The sequence below is a fragment of the Psychrobacter sp. AOP7-B1-25 genome (assembly GCF_052376195.1).
Taxonomy (GTDB): Bacteria; Pseudomonadota; Gammaproteobacteria; order Pseudomonadales; family Moraxellaceae; genus Psychrobacter.
In genome coordinates this window covers 164678-181129 of record NZ_JBQSVK010000001.1, presented here as the reverse complement: position 1 = coordinate 181129, position 16452 = coordinate 164678, and the positions used below count along the sequence as shown (strand labels likewise).

16 protein-coding genes are annotated in these 16452 nt (G+C 41.0%); 1 reads left to right on the top strand and 15 read right to left on the bottom strand.

The window, feature by feature from the left end; all coding sequences use genetic code 11:
- Nucleotides 1–18 precede the first annotated feature (18 nt).
- Together rraA and ACT3QR_RS00685 are read right to left on the bottom strand one after the other, a co-directional pair.
- A complete protein-coding gene (gene rraA, locus ACT3QR_RS00690) occupies nucleotides 19–555 on the bottom strand; it encodes a ribonuclease E activity regulator RraA (RefSeq protein ID WP_444519485.1) in 537 nt (178 codons plus the stop codon).
- Between the two features lie 183 nt (nucleotides 556–738).
- A complete protein-coding gene (locus ACT3QR_RS00685) occupies nucleotides 739–1440 on the bottom strand; it encodes an NAD-dependent epimerase/dehydratase family protein (RefSeq protein WP_444519484.1) in 702 nt (233 codons plus the stop codon).
- Nucleotides 1441–1904: 464 nt separating this feature from the next.
- Between ACT3QR_RS00685 and rpsT the strand changes: the two genes are divergently transcribed.
- Nucleotides 1905–2171 carry a 30S ribosomal protein S20 gene (gene rpsT / locus ACT3QR_RS00680; RefSeq protein WP_296134742.1) on the top strand — a complete coding sequence of 89 codons (267 nt, stop codon included), beginning with the start codon at nucleotides 1905–1907 and terminating at the stop codon, nucleotides 2169–2171.
- Nucleotides 2172–2325: 154 nt separating this feature from the next.
- Here the strand turns inward: rpsT and ACT3QR_RS00675 are convergent, their stop codons facing one another.
- The 13 genes from ACT3QR_RS00675 to argC all read right to left on the bottom strand — a co-directional run bounded on the left by ACT3QR_RS00675 (nucleotide 2326) and on the right by argC (nucleotide 16428).
- A complete protein-coding gene (locus ACT3QR_RS00675; RefSeq protein WP_444519483.1) occupies nucleotides 2326–3162 on the bottom strand; it encodes a histidine phosphatase family protein in 837 nt (278 codons plus the stop codon).
- A 158-nt stretch (nucleotides 3163–3320) separates the two neighbouring features.
- On the bottom strand, nucleotides 3321–4118 hold the full coding sequence (locus ACT3QR_RS00670) for a metallophosphoesterase (protein WP_444519482.1): 798 nt from the start codon (nucleotides 4116–4118) through the stop codon (nucleotides 3321–3323).
- 224 nt (nucleotides 4119–4342) lie between these two features.
- Nucleotides 4343–5041: an orotidine-5'-phosphate decarboxylase gene (gene pyrF, locus ACT3QR_RS00665; protein ID WP_444519481.1), complete on the bottom strand. Its 699-nt coding sequence runs from the start codon at nucleotides 5039–5041 to the stop codon at nucleotides 4343–4345.
- A gap of 104 nt (nucleotides 5042–5145) precedes the next feature.
- Nucleotides 5146–5553 (bottom strand): lipopolysaccharide assembly protein LapA domain-containing protein, encoded by a 408-nt coding sequence (locus ACT3QR_RS00660; protein WP_444519480.1) that lies wholly within the window; start codon nucleotides 5551–5553, stop codon nucleotides 5146–5148.
- Between the two features lie 59 nt (nucleotides 5554–5612).
- Nucleotides 5613–5912: an integration host factor subunit beta gene (locus ACT3QR_RS00655; protein WP_444519479.1), complete on the bottom strand. Its 300-nt coding sequence runs from the start codon at nucleotides 5910–5912 to the stop codon at nucleotides 5613–5615.
- A gap of 323 nt (nucleotides 5913–6235) precedes the next feature.
- Nucleotides 6236–7924 carry a 30S ribosomal protein S1 gene (rpsA, locus tag ACT3QR_RS00650; RefSeq protein WP_444519478.1) on the bottom strand — a complete coding sequence of 563 codons (1689 nt, stop codon included), beginning with the start codon at nucleotides 7922–7924 and terminating at the stop codon, nucleotides 6236–6238.
- 307 nt (nucleotides 7925–8231) lie between these two features.
- Nucleotides 8232–8999, bottom strand: a complete 768-nt coding sequence (gene cmk, locus ACT3QR_RS00645) for a (d)CMP kinase (RefSeq protein ID WP_444519477.1) — start codon at nucleotides 8997–8999, stop codon at nucleotides 8232–8234.
- Nucleotides 9000–9187: 188 nt separating this feature from the next.
- The gene (tadA, locus tag ACT3QR_RS00640) at nucleotides 9188–9721 is read right to left on the bottom strand and encodes a tRNA adenosine(34) deaminase TadA (RefSeq protein ID WP_444519476.1); all 534 of its coding nucleotides are present in this window, start codon (nucleotides 9719–9721) and stop codon (nucleotides 9188–9190) included.
- Nucleotides 9722–9739: 18 nt separating this feature from the next.
- Nucleotides 9740–10477: a uracil-DNA glycosylase gene (locus ACT3QR_RS00635; protein ID WP_444519475.1), complete on the bottom strand. Its 738-nt coding sequence runs from the start codon at nucleotides 10475–10477 to the stop codon at nucleotides 9740–9742.
- Between the two features lie 165 nt (nucleotides 10478–10642).
- The gene (clpA, locus tag ACT3QR_RS00630; protein WP_444519474.1) at nucleotides 10643–13183 is read right to left on the bottom strand and encodes an ATP-dependent Clp protease ATP-binding subunit ClpA; all 2541 of its coding nucleotides are present in this window, start codon (nucleotides 13181–13183) and stop codon (nucleotides 10643–10645) included.
- Nucleotides 13184–13821: 638 nt separating this feature from the next.
- Nucleotides 13822–14217 (bottom strand): ATP-dependent Clp protease adaptor ClpS, encoded by a 396-nt coding sequence (locus tag ACT3QR_RS00625; RefSeq protein ID WP_444519473.1) that lies wholly within the window; start codon nucleotides 14215–14217, stop codon nucleotides 13822–13824.
- A 173-nt stretch (nucleotides 14218–14390) separates the two neighbouring features.
- Entirely contained in the window at nucleotides 14391–15257 is an 867-nt protein-coding gene (locus tag ACT3QR_RS00620) for a hypothetical protein (protein WP_444519472.1), read from the bottom strand.
- A gap of 103 nt (nucleotides 15258–15360) precedes the next feature.
- Nucleotides 15361–16428: an N-acetyl-gamma-glutamyl-phosphate reductase gene (gene argC / locus ACT3QR_RS00615; protein WP_444519471.1), complete on the bottom strand. Its 1068-nt coding sequence runs from the start codon at nucleotides 16426–16428 to the stop codon at nucleotides 15361–15363.
- Nucleotides 16429–16452 lie beyond the last annotated feature (24 nt).

The following is a 16452-nucleotide window of genomic DNA, read 5'->3' as shown; positions in this document are numbered from 1 at the left end:
ATTTAAACTAATGATAATCTACGCTGTTAAAGGTTCATTACTTGCAATAATGCCATTGTTGTCTGCATAGACAAACATGCCTGAGTTCAACGTCAAATCACCAAAGCTGATTTCAATATCCGTTTGACCTTCATCACGGCGGGTTGATTTACGCGGTATACAACCAAGCGCCATCACACCAAGATTCATTTCTGCCATATCATCAACATCGCGAACACAGCCATACACAATAACTCCAGCCCAGCCATTATCGATAGCTGATTGTGCAATCATATCGCCTAGTAATGCACACCGCATAGAGCCACCACCATCAACGACCAACACTTTACCATTACCGTTTTTGTCTTTGCCATTGCTATTCAACAGTGACTTAACACGGCTATTGTCTTCGAAGCACTTGACCGTCACGATTTCACCGCAGAATTTGTCTTTCGCACCAAAATGATGGAATGACTTACCTTCGATATTTGGTAAGCATACTTGCGACTCAGGATTGGCATCCAATAAATCACAAGTGACAAAATTTTCTCTATCCATTTGTATTGATTCTGACATTACTTCTGCTCCTTGTTTTAGTGACTCAACTGACTGGTATTTCAATATTTATTAATACTTATCAATGCTTAGATAATAGTTGTTATTTTTTACTCTCGTACTTTTGTTCTGCTATAGTTAAAAACCGATATCTGTAGTTTCTTAATTGCAAAAATGAATCTGTCACCAGAAAAAACGGTCTCTTTATTTTTTAACGCGGGTCATCGATAGCATCTGCTTATTTTCGATAATATCAGTATGCTTAATTTGAGGTTCAGTACGGTATTTACTACGATGATAGATATCATGAGCACTCATGGCCATCGCACTAGCAACACGTTTAGCAGAAATAGGATGTAACGACAGCGACTCTGATACCAGAGGCGAGATGATCTTGAAAGCTTTTTGACCAATGCTCTCAAGTGGACGACCTTTGTGCTTACCAAGCAACAAGGATGGACGAAAGACGACCAATTGTCCAAAACCTAATGCCATAATATCTTGCTCTGTCTCAGCTTTGACTCGATTGTACAAAAAACGGCTATCAATATCCGCATTCATTGAAGATAGTAAAAAGAAATTTTCCACCCCTTTGTCGCGACATAACTTGGCAAAATTTACATTATAGTCTCGATCTACCTTGCGAAAAGCCTCATCACTCCCAGCCTGCTTTTTTGTCGTACCTAAACAACTAAAAGCATCTGTCGTTCGATCGGCACCAACGCTTGCAAATACTTCAGAGAGATTATCAAAATCGTTGATTTGATAAAAACGCATGCTGGCGTTGATATAGCGTGGCGGACGACGAGCAAGCACAATCAATGTGTCATAAAGCTCACTCAGTTGCTTTACCAAATGCTGCCCTACTAACCCTGTTGCGCCAATCACAATTGCTTTTCGCTGCATACTCTATCCACTTATATAACATTAGATGAACTATATTGATGAGAAAAGACCTATATCAAGGTCTGTCGTTAGAATATCATACCTAAATTCCTCAATAACTGACGCTATTATATAGGATATATTGTAAGAGATTTTATCAACTACCTAGATCTATCAGCACTTACTATTGATGTAGTTACCTGAACGACTCAAATTCGATGATATTACGTAACTTCTTTGAGCATTAATCATCAAATATATTGTCCTTAGTTCAATAATTTGCTAAGATAATCGGCTTTACACGTCAGAGCTGTTTAATTATTCCAAACAGCTCTGACGCTTACGATGATCTACTCATATTAGATACTTTAATATTAGACATCGACATCATATTTGACGAGACGGCTGCTCGTCACCGATGATTGTTAAACCCATTATTGCAATCAACATTCATATTTTTATCTATCTTTATCAAGGAGATACGCGTGGCTAATACTGCACAAGCTCGTAAACGCGCCCGTCAAAACACCAAACGTCGTCAGAACTCTGCGTCACAACGCTCTATGGTTCGTACTTACTTAAAACGTGTTGATGCGGCTATCGAAGCTAAAGATTATGACGCGGCTACCGAAGCTTACAAAAAAGCGGTACCAGTTCTTGATCGTATGGCTGACAAAGGTATTATTCATAAGAATAAAGCTGCTCGTCGTAAGAGCCGCCTAAACAAAACAATCAAAGGCCTACAAGCTTAAGATTTGTGTTGGTTAGACCACATTGCGCTTTTATAGCGTAATGACTAAAACCTTGCTACTGGTTCTAATACTGCAGCAAGGTTTTTTTATGCCTACTCGAATATATTGAATGAACAACCTCCCTATCAACTCATTTCAATATTTAGATAAGACATCACTTCCATTGTACTTCTGGTGGCAATAGTAATTTGCTCGGGTGATAGCCAGCTGCACGATAACCCTCTAATAATGAATTAATCGGCCGCGTATATACTTGACCCCGCCAGATAAAATGTGCACTCGCTTGCTCAAAGGGCTGATCATCAAACCATAAAAACACGCCTTCCATCATCTTTGGCCAATCATTCCAATCAATCTCTACCACATCGAACATAACTGCTAAGAAAGCAGATAGCAACGTGTCATGACTCACAGCGAGCATTAAATGGCCATCTTGCGGCTGATTCTGGTAAAAAAGCGACAGAATATCCAGACCGCCTTGGTAGGTGTTTTTGGTCCCTTCGAGATTACCTTGCAAAAAACGATTAATGAAATTTAGGACACCAATCTCTTTGAACACTGGGTTGGCTATTTCAGGCTCAGTAACGAGGCTACCAGGCTCTACCAACAGAGACTGATGTGTAATATCACGCTTTAGACCAGCTCCCTCTTGCATCAGCTGCGCAGTATCGATGCAACGCCCAATAGGACTAGAGATACTATCAACGTCGAGCGAATATGGTAAATGACCTGACAACCACCGCCCCCAAGACTTGGCCAATACGCGGCCTTTAGGCGTCAGCGGTAACTGATAGCTGGCAAAACCATTACCATCAGAACGCTCACGTAAAGAATGCCTAGTAAATAGAATGAGTCGCTTATTTTCAGGCAATAAGCTGACAGAGGGAATCATACTATCTGGCAGGTGCGAAGGTGCAGGCGCGCTTGGTATGTGACTCGCAAGCTTGTCAGCAGATATTTTTGACAGGGTATTATTCAGATATTTACTCATGACAACAAGCCTAGCAGATTTCTTATCAGGAATGAACAACAGACAAACCTAGTTGCAATATATCTGATAGACATTCTTTATTCTTTCAAATAAAAGATTTATTCAAAAGAGTCTATGCCTAGCATAAATGAATGTTTACCAGATACTTACATACGGTTCTAGCCGATATCAATCACTTTGTCCCAAGCGAACTCTAGTGCCGTACTACTCACCTCATTAGGATAGGCTCGTGGATTAACAATCACCCGCGTATTACCGACTTTATAATCGAATGCTTCGTGAGTATGTCCATGTACCCAAAGCACCGGTGCCCAATCTTCATGCATCCATTCTGATAAATCACTGACGAAAGCAGCATTACTTGGTAAATCAGCATACTTTTCAGACACCGATAACGCACTGACGCTATGGTGACTCATAACTACTGTTTTCTTACCTAATTTATGAGATTCAATTAACGCTTGCTGTAGCCACCGACGATGCTTGGCATGAATCTGCATAGATACTTCAGGCGAAAACAGTTCGGTGCCTGCATAGATTTGCTTATAGTCACGCATAAAATGACGAGCAGCCGCCATTGTGTCTTCATTGGCATGATACTGATAATCTGTCCAAAGCGTACAACCTAAGAGGCGTATATCACCGATGTCGATATGCTGACATTGTAATACGCGAACTCCCTTTTTGGATGCAGTATCATAGTTATCCCAAGTTGCCAGTTTATTGTCAAAGCTCAATACGTCTTCATCAAAGTATTCATGATTACCAGCGATAGTAATCAGGGGAACTTCTAAGCGCGCTGCTTGTTCTTGTAACCATGGCATACCTTTGTCGCTATTAGCAGTATCCCCTGCTACCAGTACTAAATCTGCATCGGTTTTAGGAATATGTCCAACGGGGTGCGACTGACGTGCATAACTATCAATATGTAAGTCACTCAATATCTGTAATTTCATACTATCCAACATCATTTAATGGTGTTATTATTAAAAACTTAATTAGCGATAAACGCTCATAATAGTAGTACTGCTATTTATCTAAATGAACGTTTTTAATATAGTTATTATATTTTAGAAAAGTTATAAGAATAAATTTAAGTAGTGTAGCAGTTTTTTATATACCATCAAAAAGTAAAAAGACAGCCATTTAGGCTGTCTTTTTACTTAGTATCTACTCAAAATTAAATGCTTTGAAGTATTGTCTGTAGTTTAGCAGCAGGGTCTGTAGCTTGGGTAATTGAACGTCCAATAACTAAATAATCAGAACCGTCCGTTAACGCCTGATTTGGTGTACGGATACGTTTTTGATCATCAGCACTGTCTTCAGTTAGGCGTATACCAGGCGTAACCAGTTTAAAGTCCTGACCACACAATGCTTTAAGTGTCTTTGCTTCTTGAGCCGAGCATACTACCCCATCTAGACCAGCTTGCTTAGTCAATTGTGCCAGTCGGCTCACTTGAGCATCTAAGCTATCAGTGATACCTGTTTGCATTAACGCTTCGCTATCCATAGAGGTTAATACGGTAACTGCGATGAGTAATGTATCAAGATTTCTATCTAGTAAGTGCTGTTTCGCCAACGACATAGCTTCTAGACCTGCGCTAGCATGAACATTCACCATCCATACACCAAGCTCTGCAGCAGCCAATACGGCTTGAGCAGTGGTATTAGGAATATCATGAAATTTTAAGTCTAGAAACACTTCAAAATCACGTTGATGCAGTGCCTTAATGATATCAGGGCCACAACGCGTAAACAGCTCTTTACCGACTTTCAATCGACATTGAGATGGATCTAGCTGGTCAGCCAGCGCTAAAGACGCCTCTACCGTCATATTGTCTAAAGCGACGACAACTGGAGAGTTAATTACATTATTCATGGGTTTACCATATATTTTGAAGTTATCAAAGTATCTTATTTAAGGTCAACAACAAGGTCATTGAATTATCGTTTAGCAGATCACCTAAAAGACTACCTAATGACCTAATCTCGTCTACGTTTAGTCAGAGTAGAGCCTTCAGTTAGGCTAGTCGCGTCAGTATTTTGCACATTGGTAGCAGAAGTACCATAAACAGCTTCATCTACTGTTGGCGCGCTTGCTTGACGATCTATGACTGTATTGGCTTGAGTCAATTGCTCTTGTAGGTTTGTATTTGCTTTTTGCAAACGTGAAATTTCCCACTTATTTTGCAATACACGGAACATAAGAAGTGCAAGCAATATGCCAATGATGATGCCAAGTATTAAACACAAGATCAGTAGCAACCCTAGATTCATCGTAGGTGCTTGCGAAAACAGCAGATTGACTCCGACCTCAGTATTATTTGCCAATACCAAACCAAGCGAATAGGCAAAGCTCAAAAACAGCAATACAAATAGTAAAAAGCGCATGAGACAGTTACCTCAGTTTGGAATGATAAATATTGAACAGCTCGATAATCAGTATTAGTTTAACTTACCGTATCATTTACTGCTTCGCGTAAAGCTTTGCCTGGTTTAAAGTGTGGAATCGCTTTAGCTGGTACAGGTACACTTTCGCCTGTTTTAGGATTGCGTCCCATGCGGGCACGGCGATGATGCAGACAAAAACTACCGAATCCACGAACTTCGACTCGGCCATCATTGGCTAAAGTATGGGTCATCAAATTTAAGATTTCACGCACTGCGTCATCAACCACGGTATCTGCCATGCTGTCACAGTTTGCACTCAAATTACTAATAAATTCAGATTTGTTAATCGCTTGCTGCATTATTACACTTGCCTTATTGATTGATGGATAAGCTAATGATGAGTCAATGCTCTATAGTACAAAAATGCGTATGGATAATTAAATTATAAAAACTGAATTTTTAAAACCAATCTTCAGAATTGCATCATGACTATAAAAAGCTTATAACTATCATCTCGTTACTCAATGGTGCAAATGATAGCGGATATTAGCGTAAATGGGAATAAGAGTTTGCCCATTTGGCTAAAAACCTCTATCACTAACCGTGTTGATAAAAGCTAACCATAAAAAAAAGCGACCGAAGTCGCTTTTTTTATATTACTTTTATATCAATGGTTTACAGCTTACTGCATTTGTTCTTTGATCAAATCACCAATAGTTTTTGGCTGTGCATCAGAACCAGTAGCGGCAGTAGTACTTGTGCTGCTTAGTTCTTTGATTGCTTGACGCTCTTCAGCTTCGTCTTTCGCTTTGATAGACAAGTTGATATTGCGTGTTTTACGATCAACACTGATGATTTTCGCTTCAACGTCATCACCAACAGTCAGATGCTTAGTAGCATCTTCAACGCGGTCACGTTGGATTTCAGAAGCGCGTAGATAAGCTTCAACTTCGTCAGCAAGTTCAATGGTAGCGCCTTTAGCGTCTACTTCTTTTACTTTACCATTAACGATAGCACCACGGTCATTGCTAACTAGGTATTCGTTGAATGGATCAGAGCTCAACTGCTTAACGCCTAGGCTGATACGGTTAGCTTCTGCATCTACAGACAGTACCATTGCTTCAACGGTGTCGCCTTTGTTGTAGTTACGGATAGCATCTTCGCCAGTTTCGTTCCAAGAGATATCAGATAGATGAACAAGGCCATCAATACCACCGTCTAGACCGATAAAGATACCGAAGTCAGTGATTGATTTGATCGTACCAGTGATTTTGTCACCGCGCTCATGTTTCTTATCAAACTCGTCCCATGGATTAGCTAGAGTTTGCTTGATACCTAGGCTGATACGACGACGTTCTTCATCGATATCAAGGATCATTACTTCAACTTCATCACCCACTTGAACAACTTTAGATGGGTGGATGTTTTTGTTGGTATGATCCATTTCTGATACGTGTACTAGACCTTCGATACCTTCAGAAATCTCAGCGAAACAACCATAGTCAGTCAAGTTGGTTACGCGAGCTTTTACAACACTACCTACTGGGTAAGTGCCGCCAACGTTATCCCAAGGATCAGTACCAAGTTGTTTTAGACCTAGGCTAACGCGGTTGCGTTCACGGTCAAACTTCAATACTTTAACTTTTAGGTCTTGGCCAACTTCAACAACTTCAGATGGGTGCTTGATACGGCGCCATGCCATGTCAGTGATGTGCAATAGACCATCGATACCACCTAGGTCAACGAACGCGCCGTAATCAGTAAGGTTCTTAACGATACCTTCGATCTCGATGCCTTCTTCAAGCTTGTTCAATAACTCTTCGCGCTCAGCTGAGTTTTCAGCTTCCATAACTGCACGACGGCTAACAACAACGTTGTTACGCTTTTGGTCAAGTTTGATGACTTTGAATTCTAGCTCTTTGCCTTCAAGATGCGTTGTATCACGGATAGGACGTACATCTACCAATGAACCTGGTAAGAACGCGCGTACTGAACCGATATCTACAGTGAAACCGCCTTTAACTTTGCTTGAAATGATACCTTTAACGATTTCATCGTTATCAGCGATTTTTTCAAGGAAGTTCCAAGTTTCAACACGTTTAGCTTTCTCACGTGACAGCAAGGTTTGACCCATGCCGTTATCAACCGCTTCAACTACGACATCAACGCTATCGCCAACTTCAACTTCAAGTTCGCCTTCTTCGCTTAAAAACTCTTCACGAGCGACGATACCTTCAGATTTAAGACCAGTATCTACTGTGATCCAATCGCTATCGATGGCCACAACAGCACCTGTAATAACCGAGCCACGCTCGATATCTAGGCCCTGCTCTTCAATGCTCGCTTCAAATAGTTCAGCAAATGATTCCATTATGTCTACCTTTGTATAGCCGTATCCTGTCCAGCACAGTACGGATCAAATTTATGATTGTATAGAACGAAATACTGGTTTTATATCCCATGCAATCATATAAAAAAACGTTTGTTGATAGCGAGCTCATTATAGCTAAAACTGACTAACAACAACTGTCTTATATCGAATACCATATTTCAAATAAGCTAAGTTTTCATTGCTACTTAGATAACATTCAACTCAACCGTGTTATTTTATACTAAAAACATGATTAGCAGGAAATTTTTTAGTACTTAATATGTTGTTTTTACTAGCTATTAAATTATTAACTATTAAAAAAGATACCTTTATCTTGGCAGTGCTTTTTGACTTGCTCATATACTGCATCAGCATTGAGCGCTGAACTATCCAGTAATAGTGCATCTGCCGCAGGCTTCGATGGCGCTGTACTACGATTTTCATCACGATTATCACGCGCTTTTATCGTCGCTAAAATCGCCTCAAAATCTGCTGTCTGACCAGCATTCAATAACTGTGCCACACGGCGCTCTGCCCGCGCTTCAGCACTAGCCGTCAAAAACACTTTAACATCAGCATCTGGGAAGACGACTGTCCCCATATCACGACCATCAGCCACCAAACCTGAACGAGTGGCCATATCTTGTTGTAACTTGAGCAATGCTTGGCGCACCTGTGGAAAGATTGCTATCTGTGATGCGTAGCCACCAACTGTTTCATTACGTACTTGCTCACCTACCGCTTGTCCATTAACAATGATGTCTACACGCCCTGAGTCATTGTTTGGTACAAACGCTATCTCTAAGCTTTCAGTCAAGGCCAGTACGGCCTCTTCGTCGATCGATTGGCTAGCATCTGCGTTGATTAAACCCGCTTCAAATGCTTTTAGACCAACGATTCTATAAAGCGCGCCAGAGTCTAACAATTGATAGCCCAGCATTTGTGCTAGACGCCATGTAACCGTACCTTTACCAGCGCCACTAGGACCGTCGATACAAATAATAGGATAACGCACTGATGAAGTATGGCTATCATCTCTATTGAGTAAAACATTGTCAGATGTAAAACTAGTCATAATACTTACTCAATAATATGCGTTATTAATATCACTTATCATATGTTATTAATAAGACAGTATTTATTCGAATGGCTATTCTTTAATAGCCCATTGAGATGAGTGCTATTAAATAGGGCGATATTATAGCAAAAAATCATCGTAACCACTAGCACCAAGACTGATATCTTGTTATTAATCTTTTTAGTTTACATACTGGCTTTATTCTTTTTTGCGGCCTGCCTACGCTCACGAAAAAATGTCTTTAATATTTGGCTACTATGCTCGCTGCATAACCCTTTGTAGGCTTGGATGCTATGGTTATAAAACGGTTGTAACGACAAATCCATTTGACTACCAACCATTCCAGCACGTGGTTCACTCGCTGCATATACTAACTTGTTTACACGCGCATGGATTAATGCGCCGATACACATCGTACAAGGTTCGAGAGTAACATACAAAGCAGTCTGTAGCGGCAAACGATAATTTTGCAAACGTGTACAGGCGTCTCTTAAGGCAACTATCTCAGCATGAGCAGTAGCATCATGGCTACTGATTGGTTGATTAAATCCTTTGCCGATAATTTGATTGTCATGTACCAGTATAGCGCCTACTGGCACCTCTCCTCGATCAGCACCCTGTTTAGCAAGTTCGATTGCTTGTTGCATCCATTCAACATCTTCAACTGACCAAAAGGTGCTGGTTTGAATATTTGAAGACAGATACGATATTGATTTCATGTTCTGTGTATTTTGCATTTATTGTGGTAGTTGCCAGTCAATTGGCGTTTGGCCATACTGCACTAAGTAATCATTCGTTTTAGAGAACGGTTTAGTGCCAAAGAACCCGCCGCGGTTTGCTGCCAGTGGTGATGGATGTACCGCTGTTAGAATCAAATGTTTATCCGTATCAATATACTTGCCTTTCTTTTGGGCCTTACTGCCCCACAAAATAAATACGGTATGCTTTGTCTGTTCATTAACTGCATCGATGACAGCATCCGTAAACTGCTCCCAACCTTTATTCTGATGACTGTTTGGCTCGCCTTCTCGGACAGTTAGTGAGCTATTAAGCAGTAGAACACCTTGCTGCGCCCAATATGTCAAATCACCATGCGATGAGGGGCGAATACCAATATCATCTGCCATTTCTTTAAGCAAGTTATTCAACGATGGGGGTTTTGGAATGGCTTTAGGAACAGAAAATGATAACCCCATAGCCTGACCTGGACGATGATAAGGATCTTGTCCCAAGATTACCACTTTCACTTGTGATAAAGGCGTAAGGTTAAGTGCATTGAACATCAATGGTGCAGGCGGATAGATACTATCATCCGACTGATAGGCCTCTTTTAAAAATGCGCGTAGATTGTCCATATTCTCAGACGTTAATTCACCTGCCAGTGCCGTTTTCCAATCTTCTGGTAAACGAACATTATCTAAAATTACTTGTTTTTGTTCTGGGGTCTTGGTTGTCGTTTCATCAAACAGTTCCATAGTGTGTCCTTTTTATACTTGTTATAAGTTCAATAGAAAGCTAGTTTACTGCAAATAATCATACTAACAAAAAACGGTGTGCGCTTTGTTAGTGAATTATAGCAACAAAAAAACGGCTACCGCAGTAATACGGTAGCCGTTTTTGTGACATCAACATTAAAAAACTTAGCTGGCTAGAGACTCAGAGTCAGGATGTGGCTCATGAGTTTCAACGACTGTCAGTACAATACGGCTATCAGCTGAGCCTTTGTCTGATACCTTATCAAGCTTCATCGTATCACTCTCTTGAGAGTCATCGGATTTAGGCTCTAAGGTCAGATGCACCACGCCGCCATTGACCAAATCACCAAACAAAATCATACTTGCTAGTGGTTTTTTGATTTCGTCCTGAATCAGACGCTGCATCGGACGTGCACCCATTAGACGGTCATAGCCTTTATCCGCCAAGTAACCACGTACATCATCATCAATCTCTAATGTCACCTGCTTATCATCAAGCTGTACTTGCAATTCAACCAAGAACTTATCAACAACCGATACAACAACTGACGTATCTAGAGGATTGAACTGGATAATAGCGTCTAAACGATTGCGGAATTCTGGCGTAAAGACACGTTTGAGCGACTCTGTATTATCACGGCTATGGTCTTGTTGGGTAAAGCCCATTGACGAGCGACTGATGCTATCAGCACCAACGTTCGTTGTCATAATAACGATGACTTGCTTAAAGATTGCCACACGACCATTATTATCAGTCAACGTACCATGATCCATCACTTGCAGTAACAAGTTAAATACATCTGGATGCGCCTTTTCAATCTCATCAAGCAACAACACACAATGTGGATGCTGATTGATTTTTTCAGTGAGCAAACCACCTTGATCATAGCCAACATAACCTGGAGGTGCACCAATCAAACGTGAGGCCGTATGCGCTTCCATATACTCTGACATATCAAAGCGGACCAACTCTACACCTAGTAGATTCGCTAATTGCCGTGACACTTCTGTTTTACCCACACCAGTTGGGCCTGCAAACATAAATGAACCAATTGGCTTATCAGGTGCTTTCAATCCTGCACGTGATAACTTAATAGCATCAGCTAGCGTGCCAATCGCCTCATCTTGACCAAACACCAAGTGTTTAAGATCTCGATCTAAATGCTCAAGGATACTCTTATCATCACTTGATACAGATTTGGGTGGAATACGTGCTAACTTAGCAATGATAGCTTCAATATCAGCAACATCAATTTTCATTGGTGGTTTTTGACTCTTTGATACGTTCACATTCTCTGTTGACTCATTACCATCGTTTGCTTTCGCAGCTGCGACCTCATCCTGCATTTCGTTATCTGCATCAGTATCGATATCTTCTTCATCAGTATCAATCTGTGCATCAAAATCTTGCTCTAAATCGGTAATAAAGCTTTCTTCAGCTTCGATATCATCGACATCAGGCACCACACCTAAACGCTTATACGCACCAGCTTCGTCAATCACGTCAATAGCTTTGTCAGGCAAGAAACGCTCATGAATATGTTTGGCTGATAGCTGTACTGCCGTCACTAACGCCTCATCCGTATACTCAACATTATGAAATTCTTCATAACGAGGTTTTAGACCGCGTAAGATATCGATTGTGTCATCCACACTGGGTTCTTTGACATCAATTTTCTGAAAACGACGTGACAATGCATGGTCTTTTTCAAACACTTGTCGATACTCAGTAAAGGTTGTTGAACCAATACAACGCAGTTCACCATTGGCAAGCGCTGGCTTGATAAGGTTCGATACATCCATGTTACTGCTCATAGATGAACCAGCACCAATAATCATATGAATCTCATCAATAAATAAGATTGCATTCGGTTTTTTCTTTAGCGCATCAAGCAATGACTTCATGCGTTTTTCAAAGTCACCGCGGTATTTAGTACCTGCAATCAATGAGCCGATATCAAGGCTATAAATCACGCAGCCGTTAAGTGGCTTTGGTGCTTTGTCATTAATAATTAACCATGCTAGGCCTTCTGCGATAGAGGTTTTACCTACGCCAGGCTCACCGACTAGCAATGGGTTGTTTTTACGGCGACGGCATAATACTTGGGCAGCACGCTCAATCTCAGAGGCACGTCCAATCAAAGGATCCGTTTTACCTTCAGCGGCTCGCTGATTTAAATTGGTCGCAAATTCAACTAAGGGATCTTTACTGGTCTTTTCAGAGGCACTACGGCGTTCAGTGCCTGCTGAACCGCGTGATTCAGAGGGTTCTTCTTTATCTTGACCATGTGATAAATACTGAGTTAGCTCAAGGCGACTGATGCCTTGTTTTTTGAGCAGGTAGACAGCATAAGTATCATGCTCTGAAAACATAGAAACTAAAATGTCAGACCCTTCAACCAAACGACCACCACCGATCGACTGCACGTGAAAAATAGCACGTTGCAAAATACGATCAAAGCTCTGAGTCGGCTGCGGAGACTGTTCTGTATCAACATCGATAGTTGGCGTGTGTTTATTAATATAAACCTCAAGCTCAGTACGCAACGCCGAGACATTAGCATTACAAGCAGTCAACGTATTGGCAGCATGGGTGTTTTCTAATAAGGCCAAAAGTAAGTGTTCAACAGTGAGATACTCATGCGATTTTTGGCGCGCAAGCGTCATTGCTAAACGTAGAGAAACTTCAAGATGACGACTTAACATAACAACTTCCTACGGTTATATCTATCTTTATAATTGATAGTTTTATGAATGAGTTAGTAAGTAAATCAGGGCGGTAGATGAATTGTTCAAGGGCTATGTTCGTATTATTAGAAGTCATGAATAAATGAGGTGAGCGGTAGACTGTTTATCAAATACTATAATCTCGCTATCAGCCAACAGTAATCATCACTATCCATGGCCGCTTTTCTTTATATCAACACGATACTTCGGCGGAGTCAATCTCTTAACACAGACTAAAATGTATCAAAGCGTGCAACGAGCTAATAGTGACAACTCTAACAACGAATATTAAATAGTGAAAAACTGATTGGGTAAAAAGAGATATTGATACTTGAGAATCTAGTGATGACGTGGTTTTAGCAGCTTTGACTACGGTGCTTAGTCTAAAACTATTAAATGGGAATCTTTAATAGATAGGGTTTTTTGCTATAAAAATCAACACTCTATGGATAATAAATCCATTTTTGAGAGACACTACTTGCATACAAGGAGAATGACTGAAAAGTCGAAAAAGCTCACTATAAAAGCGAGCTTTGATATGAATTACTTAGAGGTGAAAAATAGCAGGTAAAATTTTTGATAGAGCGACATACCGATATAAAAGTTAATAACTGGCTCTACTCGCCTTGATGCGGTTCAATTTGGGTCAGTAATGGATAACCTTCACGGTGTGCCAGACTATTTACTTTTTTGGCTTTGGTTTCGGCGATATCTTTGGGATAAATACCAGCAATACCTTTACTGCTATTATGAATAGTCAACATAATCTCGACTGCAGAATCCATACTATGACGAAATTCTGACTGCAGTATGTATACAACGAACTCCATCGGCGTGTAGTTATCATTGTACATAACGACCGCATACATGGGCGGTTTGGCTATTTCAGGCTCTGCAACCAATACATCTGCTTGCGGTGACGTTTCACCATCGGTATCACCGTCTTGTGCACGATGAGCAGGCATATTGGGGAAGTGCCAATCGGCAACCGTTGGCATGGTTTGTGATATCATTTTTTTCATCATAATCAAAGTATAATTATAAGGTAAGTTTAAGATAGAAGGTGTTACTAAGGCAGGCGATAAAGCATGGTATAAAGCACAACCACTAATTGGAGCGATTGGGCTTCGATTTCAACCACACTATCCACTATTGTCACTGAGTATGTTGTTAAAACATGAGGTAATTAAGGTACGATAGGACTTTCATCAATTTCCGGTAAATCTAGGAGCGATGGTAGCATGTTATCCACATTGTCACCGAGCTTCCAGTCATACAGTTGCTCTACCTTTTGACCACCAGCTTGTAAGGTCAGTTTCGCTTGCAACGCTCTAAACCCCGATGGCATTACAAAGCGACCACGTATCCGAACAATACCTTCGATCATATGATAGGTAGGGTCAAGCGGCACCTCTACAAAATCATCATTATTAAGTAGCGTCAAGACAGGCCTCAAGAGCTTCGCTTGACCATCGCGACTAAGCATCCCAATATCAAAACCATACTCAAAAGCATTTTCTGGTAGTGGCGAAATCTTGGCCCCTAACACTTGTAAAGGCATGCCACCTTTCTTTCGAATAACATCCGAATATAGCTCATTGAGCTGTGACACTTGTTTATTTTCTATCGTTAGTTCTTGTTGGCTATCACGCAAATCTTTTAAATTAGCCAAACTAATAGCCAGTTCCTGTTTAGCAGTTGCCGCTTGGTTGGTGGCTATCTTATTGCTAAGGCGTAAATCTTCTAGTGCTTGTGTCGCTTCAGTGCTATCAATAACTGCTTGCTTAGCTTCTGTTTCCATTAAATGAAGACCACGTTGATAGCCAAGCTTGTGACCGAATACCAGCCCAACCACTGCTGTCACTAATATTGCCACTACAAATAGCATCAATACCAATGTAGAAGCCCCACGTTGTGAGCTATCAACACCACTTATAGAAGCACTATGGTTTCCAAAGGAGTGCTGTTTACGCTCCAAGCTAGGTATAACCAAGTCTTTATACAATAGACGTGCGGGCTGTGAGCAAAAGCGTAGTACGAACTGAACACGCATTTAGACGGTATCTCTTAAGAGTAAGGGCAAATCATTATAGCCGAATTTATAATCAATACCTAGCACCGTAAATGTGAATGATTAAAATATGAGGTAGTTGATATTAAGGAACAATCGGTGCAAAGTTCAAGCCCATTGACTCATCAAAACCGAACATCACGTTCATGTTTTGTACAGCCTGCCCAGCAGCACCTTTGACTAAGTTATCTTGGACAACGATAACTGTTAGCTCAGCACGCTCGTTATCCTGATGTACCGCAATGCGTAAACGATTGCTGGCACGAACACTGCGCGTATCTGGGTAAACACCTTTTGGCATGACATCAACAAACAACTCTGATGCATAGTTATTTTCAAACGCTTGCTGCCAATCGATAGCTGTGCCTGCATCGGTCAGCTCCATATGGATAGAGCTTAGCATGCCACGAATCATCGGTACTAAATGCGGTAAAAAACGAACACGGTGTGTAAACTGGCTATCTAATAACTGTGCAATACCCTGCTCAATCTCAGGTAAATGACGATGACCTTCAACGCTATAAGCTTTAAAGCTGTCTGTTGACTCAGCGTAATTGAGTGCAAGCGATGCTTGACGACCAGCACCAGATACGCCAGATTTCGCATCAATAACGATACGAGACTCAATCAAACGCTCTTCTTGCTTATTCTGCGCTTCTATAATCGGTTTTAGTCCCAAAATTGCAGTCGTTGGATAACAACCAGGATTACCCACTAGTAAAGCATCAGCGAGCTTATTACGATTAACTTCTGGTAATCCATAAACTGCTGTTTTTAACAACTCTGGACAGGCATGCGATTGCTTGTACCAGTGCTCAAAGTCAGTCAATGATTGCAAACGAAAATCAGCAGCCAAATCGACAACCTTGACGCCAGCTTGAGTAAGCGCCTCAGCTTGCTTCATTGCTACGCCATGAGGAGTCGCAAAAAACACGACATCGCATTCTTGTAATGCAGCAAGTGTATTATCACCTAAGTCGCTGAAAACAATGTCAGACACACCGCGTAAGCTTGGGAAGACTTCATCAGCACGAGTGCCAGCTTCGCTACGAGAAGTTAATAAATCAATAGAAACTTCAGGATGAGAAGACAATAAGCGAATAAGCTCAATACCTGTATAGCCTGTACCACCGACGATCGCTGCTGAAATCATAAGACACCTTTTTCATGGTAAATA

Bases quoted from the DNA above. Each gene is read 5' to 3' on its own strand.
- tadA (WP_444519476.1), bottom strand. From the start codon at position 9,721: ATGAAATCAATATCGTATCTGTCTTCAAATATTCAAACCAGCACCTTT.
- ACT3QR_RS00625 (WP_444519473.1), bottom strand. From the start codon at position 14,217: ATGATATCACAAACCATGCCAACGGTTGCCGATTGGCACTTCCCCAAT.
- ACT3QR_RS00685 (WP_444519484.1), bottom strand. From the start codon at position 1,440: ATGCAGCGAAAAGCAATTGTGATTGGCGCAACAGGGTTAGTAGGGCAG.
- rraA (WP_444519485.1), bottom strand. From the start codon at position 555: ATGTCAGAATCAATACAAATGGATAGAGAAAATTTTGTCACTTGTGAT.
- ACT3QR_RS00660 (WP_444519480.1), bottom strand. From the start codon at position 5,553: ATGCGCTTTTTACTATTTGTATTGCTGTTTTTGAGCTTTGCCTATTCG.
- ACT3QR_RS00655 (WP_444519479.1), bottom strand. From the start codon at position 5,912: ATGCAGCAAGCGATTAACAAATCTGAATTTATTAGTAATTTGAGTGCA.
- rpsA (WP_444519478.1), bottom strand. From the start codon at position 7,924: ATGGAATCATTTGCTGAACTATTTGAAGCGAGCATTGAAGAGCAGGGC.
- ACT3QR_RS00675 (WP_444519483.1), bottom strand. From the start codon at position 3,162: ATGAGTAAATATCTGAATAATACCCTGTCAAAAATATCTGCTGACAAG.
- argC (WP_444519471.1), bottom strand. From the start codon at position 16,428: ATGATTTCAGCAGCGATCGTCGGTGGTACAGGCTATACAGGTATTGAG.
- ACT3QR_RS00635 (WP_444519475.1), bottom strand. From the start codon at position 10,477: ATGGAACTGTTTGATGAAACGACAACCAAGACCCCAGAACAAAAACAA.
- ACT3QR_RS00670 (WP_444519482.1), bottom strand. From the start codon at position 4,118: ATGAAATTACAGATATTGAGTGACTTACATATTGATAGTTATGCACGT.
- ACT3QR_RS00620 (WP_444519472.1), bottom strand. From the start codon at position 15,257: ATGCGTGTTCAGTTCGTACTACGCTTTTGCTCACAGCCCGCACGTCTA.
- clpA (WP_444519474.1), bottom strand. From the start codon at position 13,183: ATGTTAAGTCGTCATCTTGAAGTTTCTCTACGTTTAGCAATGACGCTT.
- pyrF (WP_444519481.1), bottom strand. From the start codon at position 5,041: ATGAATAATGTAATTAACTCTCCAGTTGTCGTCGCTTTAGACAATATG.
- cmk (WP_444519477.1), bottom strand. From the start codon at position 8,999: ATGACTAGTTTTACATCTGACAATGTTTTACTCAATAGAGATGATAGC.